General features: G+C 38.6%; 11 protein-coding genes. 1 reads left to right on the top strand and 10 read right to left on the bottom strand.

Going from position 1 to position 13,786, the window contains the following annotated elements:
* The first annotated feature begins 132 nt into the window (after nt 1-132).
* Nucleotides 133-3,390 (top strand): SBBP repeat-containing protein, encoded by a 3,258-nt coding sequence (locus tag HYU69_12815; protein MBI2271219.1) that lies wholly within the window; start codon nt 133-135, stop codon nt 3,388-3,390.
* A 379-nt stretch (nt 3,391-3,769) separates the two neighbouring features.
* On the opposite strand, the gene HYU69_12810 is transcribed toward HYU69_12815, so the two are convergent.
* The 10 genes from HYU69_12810 to HYU69_12765 form a co-directional block, all read right to left on the bottom strand.
* Nucleotides 3,770-6,076, bottom strand: coding sequence for a cbb3-type cytochrome c oxidase subunit I (locus HYU69_12810; protein MBI2271218.1), 2,307 nt, complete (start codon nt 6,074-6,076; stop codon nt 3,770-3,772).
* A 128-nt stretch (nt 6,077-6,204) separates the two neighbouring features.
* A complete protein-coding gene (locus HYU69_12805; protein MBI2271217.1) occupies nt 6,205-6,690 on the bottom strand; it encodes a hypothetical protein in 486 nt (161 codons plus the stop codon).
* A gap of 92 nt (nt 6,691-6,782) precedes the next feature.
* Nucleotides 6,783-7,109, bottom strand: coding sequence for a metal-sulfur cluster assembly factor (locus HYU69_12800; GenBank protein MBI2271216.1), 327 nt, complete (start codon nt 7,107-7,109; stop codon nt 6,783-6,785).
* Nucleotides 7,110-7,115: 6 nt separating this feature from the next.
* Entirely contained in the window at nt 7,116-8,402 is a 1,287-nt protein-coding gene (locus HYU69_12795) for a hypothetical protein (GenBank protein ID MBI2271215.1), read from the bottom strand.
* Nucleotide 8,403: 1 nt separating this feature from the next.
* A complete protein-coding gene (locus HYU69_12790) occupies nt 8,404-9,225 on the bottom strand; it encodes a DUF2249 domain-containing protein (protein MBI2271214.1) in 822 nt (273 codons plus the stop codon).
* Between the two features lie 382 nt (nt 9,226-9,607).
* Nucleotides 9,608-10,537 (bottom strand): hypothetical protein, encoded by a 930-nt coding sequence (locus tag HYU69_12785; GenBank protein MBI2271213.1) that lies wholly within the window; start codon nt 10,535-10,537, stop codon nt 9,608-9,610.
* The gene (locus tag HYU69_12780; protein ID MBI2271212.1) at nt 10,534-10,917 is read right to left on the bottom strand and encodes a cytochrome c; all 384 of its coding nucleotides are present in this window, start codon (nt 10,915-10,917) and stop codon (nt 10,534-10,536) included. Before HYU69_12780 ends, HYU69_12785 begins: the two co-directional genes overlap by 4 nt.
* Nucleotides 10,914-11,765 (bottom strand): hypothetical protein, encoded by an 852-nt coding sequence (locus HYU69_12775; protein MBI2271211.1) that lies wholly within the window; start codon nt 11,763-11,765, stop codon nt 10,914-10,916. The genes HYU69_12780 and HYU69_12775 overlap by 4 nt, the downstream gene beginning before the upstream one ends.
* A 111-nt stretch (nt 11,766-11,876) precedes the next feature.
* Nucleotides 11,877-12,830, bottom strand: coding sequence for an iron-sulfur cluster repair di-iron protein (gene ric, locus HYU69_12770; protein ID MBI2271210.1), 954 nt, complete (start codon nt 12,828-12,830; stop codon nt 11,877-11,879).
* Between the two features lie 320 nt (nt 12,831-13,150).
* Nucleotides 13,151-13,786 (bottom strand): thioredoxin family protein, encoded by a 636-nt coding sequence (locus tag HYU69_12765; GenBank protein ID MBI2271209.1) that lies wholly within the window; start codon nt 13,784-13,786, stop codon nt 13,151-13,153.

Below are 13,786 nucleotides of genomic sequence, written 5' to 3'. Positions count from 1 at the left end.
CAGATGAAACTGACATCAGCATCAAGGACAAAGAGTTGAGCCATAGAGCTCGCAAGTGAAATTTTTAAATTCCGGATGCTTTTTCAACTCAAAAAAGAATAAAAATTAATGTCTAACTAAAAATATGTTCAAGTGAAAAAAGTAATTTACATAATCGCCATTTTCATTTCTCCTTTTATTATCGCGGCAAAATTTGTGCATGCTCAGAATATTCAAAAAGACATGTTTGGGTTCGGATATCCGTCTGAAATAAAACACTTAGGCCAGAATTCCAAAATGCTTGATGTTGAACAAAAAACAGCGGGAAAATCTACCCAAAACCCTTTAAGAGGTAACGGAATGATGTTTATTCAAAACAAAGGACAGTTTATAGACATCAATCAGCAAGCCCGGCCAGATATTTTGTACAAAGGACTAGGGAACGGAGCTGATGTGTATTTACGAAAGTCAGGAATAAGTTATGTGTACAGTAATATTGGAGAAGTGATACATGAAGTCGATGAGCAGATTGAAGAATTGGAAAAAGCCGGAACAATTACCGTGGATAATGAGCAGGAAAAGAAACAGGAGTTAATGCAAAAAGCGATAATAAAAATTCATCGTGTAGATATGGAATTTGAAAATTGCAACAGTGATATCGAAACGATAAATGATGACGAAGTGGAAGGGTATAATAATTACTATTACGCCCATTGCCCTCAGGGAATAACCAATGTAAAGCAATACAATAAAATAATTTATAAAAATATTTATAAAAACATAGATGTGGTTTATTACGGCAATAAGGCAACAGGAATAAAATATGACATAATTGTACAGCCGCATACCAACCCTGATCAAATAAAACTTCACTGGAAATGGGCTGAAAGCATACGCCTTAACTACGAAGGAAACTTAGTGATCAAAACCGCCATAAATGAGTTTTACGAATCAATACCAAAAGTATATCAAATCATCAATGGAAAAATCGTTGATGTAAAAGCAAAGTATATTTTAACCCCTATTTCTCCAGGCGAAGTGATTCTTAATTTTTCGTTTTCAATTTTTAATCCCAATTATTCTCTTATCATCGATCCCTGGGTATCTTACTACGGAGGAACAGGTACAGATGTTGGTAGCGGAGTAACCACAGATGCTTCGGGAAATGTATATGTGTCTGGATGGACCAATAGTGCTACCAGCATTGCTTCAGCTGGGTTTCAGAATATTTTGGGTGTTGGTACTGACGCCTTTCTTGTGAAATTTAACGGCGTTGGAACCCGCCTTTGGGCTACTTATTACGGAGGAACAGGGAATGATCGTGGTACAAGTGTAACCACTGATGCATCAGGAAATGTGTATATGTCGGGATACACCGAAAGTACTTCCGGAATGGCTTCAGGTGGGTTTCAGAATGCTTTTGGAGGTACTCGGGATGCATTTCTTGTGAAATTTAATGGATCCACAGGTGGTCGCATTTGGGCAACTTACTACGGAGGAACGGGTAGTGATCAGAGCCAGTGTGTTACTACTGATGTTTTTGGAAATGTATATTTATCGGGTCAAACCGCGAGCACAGCAGGTATAAGTTTCGGTGGATTTCAGAATGCTTATGGGGGCGGTTTTAGAGATGCCTTTCTAGTGAAATTTAATGGGGCAGGAACCCGCATCTTAGCAACCTATTATGGAGGAATAGGTAGTGATGTGGCTTTTGGAATTGCTATTGACGCTTCAGGAAATATTTACTTGGTTGGCTGGACCCCCGGTACTATGGGCATTGCTTCCGGAGGATTTCAAAATGTTTTTGGTGGTGGTACTAATGACGCTTTTCTTGTAAAATTTAATGCGGCAGGAGCTCGTATCTGGGCAACTTACTATGGAGGAACGGGTGATGATCAGGGTTACAGTATTGTTACCGATATCTCAGGAAATGTGTATATGGCTGGAATGACTCAAAGTACCACGGGCATCGCTTCCGGTGGATTTCAAAATGTCTTTGGTGGTGGTAATGCTCTTGCTGGTGATGGCTTTCTTGTAAAATTTAACGGGGCAGGAGTCCGTATCTGGGCGACTTATTTGGGCGGGAGCATTGCTGATTATGCGTTTTCTGTAGCAGTAGATATCCTTACTAATGATGTTTACGTATCTGGTGATACGTATAGTTCAAACTTTCCCGTAACTTCTTGTGCCTGGCAACAAACATTAGCAGGCGGCATTGCGGAAGACGGTTTTCTCGCGAGCTTTACTTCAGCGGGGAATATTATTTGTTCGTCCTATGTAGGTGGTACAGATATATCCGATGACGAAGACTGCCGTATGGCCTTGTATGGTTGTTATGTATATATGACTGGACATACAGGAGGTAATTATCCTGTTACTCCAGGAGCCCATCAAACAGTTTATGGAGGTGGAGGTCGGGATTCTTTTGTGGCTCAACTCTATAAAAATAGTTGCGGCTTTAATAAAACTGTTAATCTCACGGCCTCAGCCAATAATAATTCAGTATGTGTAAACACCTCCATTAATTTTACCGGCAATTTTATAATAAGTTGCAATAATAGTGCGGTTAATTATATGTGGAGTTTTCCTGGAGGGAGCCCATCTTCTTCTTCCGCCCAAAATCCCACTGGAGTTACCTATTCAGCTGCCGGAAGTTATTCTGCGCAACTTATTGCCAGTACTCCCTGCGACACAGATACGGTATATGTTAATGTTACGATTGCTACTTGCGTGAACATCGCCGCCAATGTAAATTCGGCATCCATGTGCAGCGGGACAACACCATGTCCAACCTTAACCGCAATAGGAATAAATGGTACAGCTCCTTATACCTATCTATGGAATACAGCCAATATAACAGCAAGTATTAGTCCTTGCCCTGCAAACACAACTAACTATACCGTAACAATTACCGATTCGGGAGGATTAACCGCCACCTCAATCGCCGTATTAACAGTTAATCCAGCTATTAGTGTGATAACCGCTGCAATCAACATAACTTGTAATAGTGGTACAGACGGAAGTGCTATTGCAAATTCAAGTGGTGGCACACCTGGTTACATTTACAGCTGGAGCAATGCCCAAACAACGCAAACAATTTCCGGACTACCACAAGGTAATTACGTAGTAACCATTACTGATTCAAAAGGATGCACTGCCACTTCCACTGCTGCAATAGTTTCACCATCACCATTGGTTGGTCAATTTACCAAAGGCGCAGCCAACTGCCCCGGTTGTGTTTGCAAAGAATGGCTTATGGTAAACGCCATTGGTGGCACAAGCCCCTACTCCTACTCTTGGCCTGATGGTTATGTTAACAGGTACAAAAATCAACTTTGCCCGGGAACATACCTTATAAATATTAAAGATAAAAACGGATGCAGTATAAATGTGAATCTTACGGCACCTTGATTTCACAAAAAAATTACAGCAAGCTTTCAAAAGCCCTCGAAAAAATAGAGAGCTTTTTTATTGTAGTAAAGAACTACCGATTAATTGAACGAAACATCTCCCTTGCCCTATTCTTCTTAAATATTGATTGGAAAAACAATTAAGCTCCATTGTAAAAAGCTGACAACCTGAATGTGGATAGACAATATGTGAAAGCCAAAACGGCTTTTTCGAAAAATGTGCAGTGGGTAAAAATTAAAACTTTTGAGCGGTCGGTGTGTGTTTGGTTGAGTGTCGGAAAGTCTGTCGATTCTTTTGAACCCGAGATGTTTTTGTTTAGTGATAAATTGTCGTAGGTAGATGACCGGCCACCTTACCTATAACTGGCCATTTTATTCCCTTAATCATCATCCTGAGAAAATAATTCATTATTTGCAGGATTGCTGAAATCTAAAGCAGCCTTCTTGATGTTTTTTATTCTTGTCATAATAAAATAGCACAAAGGCAAAACACCTAAAACAAAAAAGACCGATCCTCCAATTATCCTTAGCCAGGTCAGCGACTGGAACATATTTGAAGATAAAAATTGGTCCGATCGGGCATACCATAACCCATTTTTAAACACAGCATTTAACTGATATACGCCCGCCGGAAACAGATCTAAAACAACCATCAATGCCAAACCAATATTTATTGACCAAAAAACTGTTTTACATATTGCCTCATTCCATCTGCTGCTGTCAAATAAAAGTTTTGCGCAAAATAATACTGCTGCTATTGATAAATTCCCGTAAACTCCCATCAATGCTGCGTGTCCATGATTTACAGTCAGGTATGTTCCATGTTCAAAATAATTAACTATCGGTAAATTGATAATTAGCCCGAATACTCCGGCGCCCATAAAATTCCAAAAATTTACTCCAACCAGGAATAAAAAAATATCGTTCATTGCAAAAGCTGCGCCCGGTTTATTTTTTTGTAAAAATTCCGGCAGTTTTTTAAATCTCCAAGCCTCTAAGGTCAACAAAATAAGAGGGACTACCTGTAGTGTAGAGAAAATGCTACCTAAAGCCATGGTGGCAACGGGTTTCCCGTTCCAATAAAAATTATGAGAAATCCCGAGTAATCCGGAACCTAAAAACAGAATGGCCGCTATGTAAATTACTCTTTCAGTAGCCTGGCGGCTTACAATTCCCATTAGTACCATAAAATAACCAATTATAACGGTTGTGAAAACTTCAAAAAATGCTTCTGCCCACATATGTATTACACACCAACGCCAAAAATCAGCGATAACAAAATTTGTTTCCTGCCCGGCAACGAATCCGGAAAGGAACAAACAAACAACTGAAAAAACTGTGTAAATGAGCCAGTTGGGCAAGCGCCATGGCCTGCCTTTGATAAAGGCGGGTTTTAAACCCCTGTAAAGAATAAAGATCCATAAAATAAAAATTGCAAGTAAACAATATTGGTAAAACCTTCCCATTTCTAAAAACTCCCAACCCTGATGCCCAAACCAATACCAACCTTTTCCAAGAAAGCCTGTCGGCCCGAGATATATACCTATGAATGCCGCTAATACAACAATTAAGGTAAACCAAAACAATATATTAACAAATAGTTTTTGATTGGCAATTTCTATTTTAGAGATCAATGGCAAAACAAAAAGTGAAGCACCTATCCAGCAGGATGAGATCCACAATACCGATAACTGCACATGCCAGCTTCTTGAAACTACGAATGGAAAAAGAGTCGAGAAGTCTATCCCAAACAAATTGTAAATTCCTACAAAATCATGTACCGTCAGAATACCGCAAACTACCTGTATAAAAAACAAAAGTACCCCTGCAATCAAAAATTTAAAAGATGCCTTTTGAGAAGACGATGGCTTAAAATTATTAATACTGTTGAATGAAATTAATGGAAGCGCCTTGTTAGTATATGATTGAAAATTTAATTGTTCGAATTGGGAGTAGTAATACAGAACTACGCACAACCCGAGAATAAATCCGAACAGCCCCAGAACACTCCATAGGTATACACTATGACTTGGAAAATTACCAGCCTCTGTATCGTAAGGCCAATTGTGTGTATAACTATAACTCTCTCCCGGTCTTTCTACAGCGCATACCCAGGCTCCCCAATAAAAGAAAGCAGCCAGCTTTCTTATTGAAGTGGTATCCGGGATGTAAACCCAGTTGGTTTTACCTTTTGCCAGCTTTTTATTAAAATAAAATTCATCCTGGTAATGCCTGACCAAATCGGAATAGCCTTTTACGCCTGCATCTGTTATAGTTATGGATTTCTTACTCTCATCGTGTGTATTCGATTTTAGTTCTTTCTTTAGTTTTTCACCTGCAGCTTCTTTGCCAATCGATGCAGAATAAAATTCGTACATTGAGGCTGAAATTTCATGCAGCGCTTCTGCCGTGAAATCCTGTCCCCTGATACCTCCATCTCCAAACATACTGCCATAATCCATCAATCCATATTGGTGAAACACCTTTTTGCCTTCTATAATATCGTTTTTACTGAAGACAATCGCACCATCCCGGCTAATGAAATTCTCCAAGGGCGGCGCATCGTTGTAAGTTTGGTATCCTATCATTCCCACTCCGCCAAAGCTTACTGCAAAAATAATCAGCAGAGGAATCCACCAATTTTTCGGATTCATCATAAACGAAATAAATCCTTTTGATTGGGACATTTTGATTACGAGATGTGACTAAATTTTTTCAGGTTAGTTCCGTGGAAAGTACAAAGTAAGACGAAACACGATGTCAAAAGTATGATTTGAATCATACTTCTATATGAGGACTAATTAAATGAGGAATTTTATTCGGGTAATTCAAATTCTGTTTCCCATTCTTCTTCGGTAACATTATTTTTAAGCTTTACTTTCATAAAAGCAGCATCATCCTTTTTTGCATACCAACGGTCGATCACACGGCTTTCGGCTCTGCCATCAGGTGCATCTTTGGCTTTTATTACATCTCCGATGCGGACTAAAAAGGGGTAACGTATAGTCAGCTTTTCGTCTTCAGTGAGCACCATATTAAGGGCGAGTTCAAAAAGTATTTCTTCAAACTTTTCAGCAAGTATTTCATCGTTAATATCCTTCTTCGCCCTTTCTGATATCTGGCTGCTCCAGCCTAAAAATTTGCCAATGGCTGCAGGCCGCAATTTTTCTTGTATATAATACGGGAAAGGAGAGCGAACATGATCCTGATCGCTGAACCAAAAGCTAAATGCAGCCTCAATCATACCGGGCTCAACATACTTTTGTGATTTTAACCTGTGTTCAATTTCCGATTCGTTCATAATCTTATAAATTATGTCAATAAAGGTAAACCCTCTTATATAAATTAAATATGATCTTCATCAGTTAGTCCCATTATAAGGCCATTTGTTACCTAATCAGTATATCCCAATGCGGTTTTTCCCTCCAGGGTTACACGATCTGTGGTCCATGCAGGTTCCCATACTAATTGAATGTCCAGCTTCGTATCAGGAAATTTTGCCCGTATAGCTGCATCAACATTGTTTATAATTACATCACCCATTGGGCATCCTTTAGAAGAAAGTGTCAATTCAATTTGTATTCCCTTATTCCGAACATACTCGATTTTATAAATCAAACCAAGGTCAATTATATTAATACCTAACTCGGGGTCTATAACCGTTCTAAGCGTCTCATAAATTTCCTTCTCTGTTTTATTCGCTTCGTTGTGCGTTTCCATTTTTGATTATGTGTTTTCGGTGTTAACAGTATGAAACAATATTTTAAAAACATTTACATTATACAAAAGTGCTGCTATCAAAAACAGAATTGAGCCTGTCGTTATAACAATTGCCCGGGATGTAAGAATACCGGAAATCAATAGCAGCATAGCTGCCAGATAGATTATATACTGGCCGCTTACGAGCCTGCCGGAGTAGAGATCTTTGGGCAATACAGTAGTTTGACTCCCCTGGTGTCCGTATTTATGTAACCAAACAATAAAAGGCAGTGTTTTAAACGTCTGTCCCAATATTAATGAAGTGATGAATCCAAAAAATATACTGACACCATAAACAAGACAAACCTGCCGGGAAAACACATCCTTTAAAAAAGGAGGATTAAAACTTATAATTATAGCAATAAACATTGGTATAAAAATAAATACAAAGGCCGAAAATGAATGTCTAAGACCAATATCCAGTTGTTTTCGTATACGCTTTTTATATGCTTCGTACAAAAATGAAATGAAAAATAAAATTCCGGCTACAATGAGTAAAACATATAACAGGAACAAAGCTTCTTTTTCTCTGAAAAATAAATCTGCTGAAAATCCGGCCAGTCCAATGTTTACGAGGTAGTAAGCGTAATTCAGTTTTCGGGTATTAAGGTTGTGAGATAATAAAAACATAGGAATAAGTTTAGACCCAACTCCCATAATCAACAGCAAAAACCAACCGGCAATTCCCATGTGCGCATGTATTTTTAAAAATAGTAAATGTGATTTAGGCAGGAATGGGTATGTAAAATTAAAAGCCATCATTGCGCCTAATATTCCGGTAAGTAATAGCCATAGAGTCGAGGTTCCGATAAAATCGGCCCCTGTGTTCCATTTGGGCGCTTTACGCGCTGTAAAAAAAACATTAACAGTAAAAAAAAGGAATGATACTAATATTAGTACAGAGGCAATCTGCAAATGAATATCGACATAAAAATTCCAGAATGAATATACCAGGCAAACAACGCCGGACGAAAAAAGAACGAACGTAATTTTTCCCAATCTTTCACTATAAAGAGGCGTCTCAAGAATAACAGGCAGCAACTGATACAATGCACCGAAAATAATCATGCTGCCCCAGCCCAATGCCGCCAGATGTGTAAGCGCTAATAATTTGGGATGAAAATAATGGCCGGAAAAGGCATCCGCAGAAAAAAGCATCAAAACACAGAGCAACAAAAAGAAAATGGCCCCAAGTGCATAGTGCATAAGCACAAGTCCCGGAGAAGAATTTCTTTTTATCTGCAACCCCTGCATCTCATCTGAAAATTAAAAGTTTAATATCCCCTTCTCCTGCTTCATCAATAACCCAGGAAAATTTCTTCTCCTTTAATTCAGGCAAAAGAAATTGAGGGATTTTTTTATGATTTACAAAAAGCACATGTCCGTCGGGCAATAATTCCAATTCCTGCAAAATAGTGATCATCGGCAATGGCATTTCAAGATCGCGCACGTCAACAACTTTCATTTTGTGTTTATACTTATCAGCAATTATCCTAAAATCGTCTTTTGTGCTGTGCACCACTTGCATATCCTTTGCTCCGCCTATATCTCTATCGTTCGTCCTTTTCAGCCAGGTATATGTTATACCACTTTCCGGAACTTCTGTATAATATTCAAATCCCCTTTTCGTCAGTATATTTATCAGTGGCAGCGGTTCAAAGGTGTTTATAATGAGCAACACATTTCCGGGAAAAAACGATGACACTACCTGCATTATTTTTTGAAAAGGATCCTTACCAGAAGCCAGGTCAGGGCGGACATCAAGCGTAATGATATTCTTCGCATCTATTCCCTGCATAAATGCCGGACGCTCGTTAGTCGGTAATACATTGTTTGTTCCCGGGGCAACATCCCGCAACACTACAAATCCAAGGGGTATCAACTTATTAAAAAAATCATTGACCGTGCATCCTCCGATTTTAGCGGCATCAGTTATCGTAATCCGCGGAGCAAGTATTTTCCTCAAAACCGGATTGCGGAGCTTTTCAAAATGTTTATTAATAGACACAATTGCTTCTATAGAAGCCGGGTTGGCTTTGATGAGCGAGGAGATTTTTGTATTAGCCGATATATTCATCTGCAAATCAAATTAGTTTTTTCTTGCTTTTTGTTCAATCCATTTAAGAATGGAGCTTATTTCGGGTGTCGGGATAGAGCCGGTGGGTGGCATAATTGAAAGTTGCCCGGAAACATGTTTATACAACAGACTTGACTTCGGTGATACAGTATCTAAATAAGGTGCGCTAAATCCTGAAGACCAAAGCTGATCGTATGAGCAACATGTTTGTAAATTTAACTTGGGGTGAGTATTATTGTGACAGGCTGTGCAGTAAAAATTAAAAATGGGTTGAATCTCTAATGAAAAGCTTATCGAATCTATCCGGGAAACAATCGTTACGGTTTTTTTTTTTTTTTCTCAAAACAAATTATCTGAAATAAAAATTAATAGTATATAAATGCTATTCTTGCAGTCTGCTTTTCTTCCAAAATTTACGTTGAGTATTAAACCCTAAAAAAAACTCTCCCTTTTGTATGTTTGCAGAGCCTGATGTATAAACATGGTTTTCAAGAATTTTGCCGTTGTTGCTTATGAAAATCTGAAAAACATGTCCAACTGTTCCAAATTCTACACCCAAAGAAACCGGATTATAAAAATTGGAATGCCGGTTGTTGACCCCGTGGGCATATTCAAAAATAACAGAAGAGTTTAATCCGAATTTAAATCTTCCTCCCCCCGAGAATATAAGAGTGTAATTCTCATATCCTGCGCCAACTAAATTCTGATAAATAAAGATCGGAGTAAATAACAATGTCAGCCTTTCCGACAATTTAGATGAAACTATAAGCTGAGTGTTATAAATCAAACGGTGTGAGGGCTTATAACTAAATGTCACTCCGGAGTTTTCATAAAAAGCTCCCTTTGACACATTTGGAAATTTTTCAGTTCGTATGGAAGTATTATTAAATAGGGCAATAGACACAGGCGTTTTAAATCCGTTTGTCTGCCTTACAAGCAGATACTTCCCTTCTATATCAACCGTTTTATAATAGTTTGTTCTGCCAATCATTAAGTATAATCGATCAGAGATACTCCACCCCAATGATAACCTTATAACGGATGGCAGATCAAATCCTAAAAACTGCTGCACCAAACTGGAATCAATACCTACTTTTCCGAACCGATGCTGAATTCCAAATGTTCTGGATTTAGACTGGAGAACAGTTGTGGTTTGCGAATTTATTAATTGAGTTCCGGTGAATATTTCTTCAACGTATTCCGCAGCAGGTTCCTTTATACTTGTCGTATCCTGTCCAAAAAAATACCGGCAAAGAAACACTTGCAAAATAATTGCGAAAAGCCATCTCCATATTTGGTTTCCTATTTTCATTTCTTCATTGTTCGGATAAAATTTACCAGGTGCCATCTTTGCTCCGTTGTTAAAGATGCTTTGTACGGTGCCATTGGAGCTCGTCCTTCTGATATTTTCCAGAAAATGGCACCATCAGTTTGCTTTTGGACTAAACTATCAGTAAAATTAGCGGGCTTCCGCTTAAGTGTTTTAGATGCGGGACCGTTTCCAAGGCCTCCCAAGCCATGGCAATTCCAGCATACCTGTCCGAATATTTTTCGCCCACGCTCAATGGAGGCAAGATTGCTTGCTACCGGATTCGGTATTTTATCCACTTTTTCCGGCGCTATCCATAAATTGCTTTGCCAGAAGTTGTAGAAGAGAAATCCGAAGAAAGACACAAATAATACAGATTTCATTGTATTATTATTATTTTATTTAAGAATACATATTGACCAATTGATCCTTTAATAAAATATACGCCATCGGCATATTTATCCTTGATGTTAAAAGAACGAACATGTTCGCCGGCTGAACAAAGTTCGGGAGGTAAAATCATCGAAGTTTTGCCTTGTATATCGATCAAATGTATTTCCACAACAATATCTGTTTTTAAAGTATAGCTGATATTTATTACGTCTGCCGCCGGAATCGGGAATGCCGATACTTTAGGTCCATCCAATGGAATAGCGGGAGTGGTAGTGTTAATGTTCTCCGGAACGGTAAGAGTAGATGTAGCGATAGTGTCACCAGACGTACTAAAATTATTATTTGTAATATTAAATGCTCCGTAGAAAATTACACTTCCTGACTTTGCCGGGGGTGCTGTCCAGTCAAACTTCCATTTGACGGAATCATTTCCGTTTGTTCCTGTATATTTATGTGTAATGTATTCATTTAACCACCCCGTCAGTTGAGTCAACGTATCAGTAATAATAATTGCTCCTAAAGGGCTACCTGTTAAATTCTGAGGTGAAATTTCAAAGCCAAATTTACTATGTCCAAACCTGGAAGCGGTTGCGGTGATTGAATATGTTTTACCCGGCACATAGCCGGCAGCCGGAATGTTTGAAGTAATCCATCCTGTTGTGGGATATGTAGTTGATCCGGAATGACAATTAGTGCAATACTGCCCTCCCCCTCGCGGGTCACCGCAATATCCTGCAGGAGCGCCACTTGAATACAACAGCGAGTGATAAATATTTTCGAATGACATTAAAGAGACAGCAGCTAAACAAAAAGCGGCTATAATGACTGACCTATTCATGTGGGTGTATTTTTCTCTTCTAACTGGAATAGATATCAAAAAATAGACATTGGATATCCTTTGTAACTTAACTCAAATCAATAACACCAATACCAGTATAGGATCTGCAAACTACTCCGACAAATTTTTTTCCAAAGCAATTGCCTTTGGGAATAGGATGTTGTTTTCCAAATGAATATGCTGGTGTAAATCATCTTCAAATTCTTTCAGCTTTGCATACGATAGCCGAAATGTAGTGCAGGCATCAGTTGGAGGAGTATAACCGTTAGACAACTTATTTATACTTTCCACCAAATCCCCGACTTGCTCATGCTCCATTTCCATCATCCTCACAGGATTTTCTATGGTACCGAACGGAGATGGTTCAAGATTTTTCAGATCTTTTTTTGTTGATGTTAGTATTTTAATATAGGGGAACAATACATTTTCTTCTTTCATCATGTGCCGGTTTAATTCATCCACTACTTTTAAAAAGAGGTTTGCAATTTCTATTGCCTCCGGATGCCGTTCTCCATGAACTTTGGCTACCTTCTGGGTATATTCAAAAATCACCGGCATTGCCTGCAGCACATATTTATGGTGTGTGTTCACAATATAATCCGCCAGAAACCCGAGATCCCAGGTATTAAAGTCCTGCGAAGGTGAAGCCGTCTTTTCTTCAACCGCTTTAAGTTCCTTTTCTACCTGCACCACATCAATCCCTTTTTCCCTGCATGCTTTTGCGAGTGTCTTTTTCCCTCCGCAACAAAAATCCAATCCGAATTTTTTAAATACCTCCGCCTTTCTGAAATCTTTAGAAACTATATCTCCGATTGTGGCTTCCTTTTCTCCTTCTTTTAATTTCCCTATTTGAACTTTCCACCACTCAGGTCCTTCTTCCAGATATTGCCATGTAAATATATTTCCTCTCTCAGCGAGCAACTGATAGTACAGGGGCTTGGGATCATGATCATTGTGAATCACAAATGAATCTCCTTTTTCAAGCACATCAAATTTCTGAAAGATAGTGGGGTGCTTTAACCGTGGCTCTATAACCGTGACATCAAGAATATCCATTGTTTCCATATTTTATAGGGGTTTTGAATGATTTTAAAATATACAATATTCTTGCATAAAGTTAAAGAGGAAGTATGAAAACAAATATGATATAAATCATATAACTCGCCAGGGGACAAATCTATTTTTACAAATAAATATTATTTCACATGACGTATTTATTTGGAGTTGCCTGGCTTGTTTTAGCAATAATAATTGCTGTATTTATTCAGGGAAGTGGTTTTAAAAACAAGTTGTTTTTTAAGATCGGTTTACTTTTAATTCTTCTTTCTTTTATTTGTGGATTTGGAATTCTTGTGGCCGCTATATCAATCATCTGATACGCTGCTTTAATGGGTGTTCCATTCAGGGATAAGCTGCTCAAAATCTTTTTGAAGTGATTCTCCTCCGTCTTTTGCATACCAAAGATGTAAGTTTTTTACAAATTCATCATGGGATACGTCAGGGTTCCGAATTTTATATGCTTTTACCAGGTTCTGAATTGCTAAAGGCCGAGGTCCCCATGTCCCGATTTCTTCACCTGTTTCTGCATTAATGCAAATAAGCTTGGGAATGGCTCTTGAGCCGTTTGTCAAATATGCATCTATAATATCCGGATTTTCATCTCTCAATATTATTTTTAATTCAATATTGACTGAGTGTTTGGCCATCATTGCAATAAGCGGAATGTTTTGAGCCCCGTCGCCACACCACGATTCCGCAATTAAAATCCACGTCCACTTATTATTAATATTTTCGAGTGCGAACCTTAACACGTCATTGATTTTAATTTGCTTGTCAATGCGCTTCATCCGTTGCACATTAATTTTGGTGGCCTCAATGCGCTCAGGCAGCGCCTCTCTTCCTGTTGTCCTCCCCGTTTCCGAGCAGCGGACTACCATGGCTTTATATTCATTATATGAGCGGGTTACCCCGGCTCCCGAAAGTAAATGGATCTCATTCATAATAACAGTTGCTTTTATCAA

This window comes from Bacteroidota bacterium, assembly GCA_016183775.1.
Classification (GTDB): Bacteria; Bacteroidota; Bacteroidia; order JABDFU01; family JABDFU01; genus JABDFU01.
This window is presented reverse-complemented; position numbering and strand designations above follow the sequence as displayed.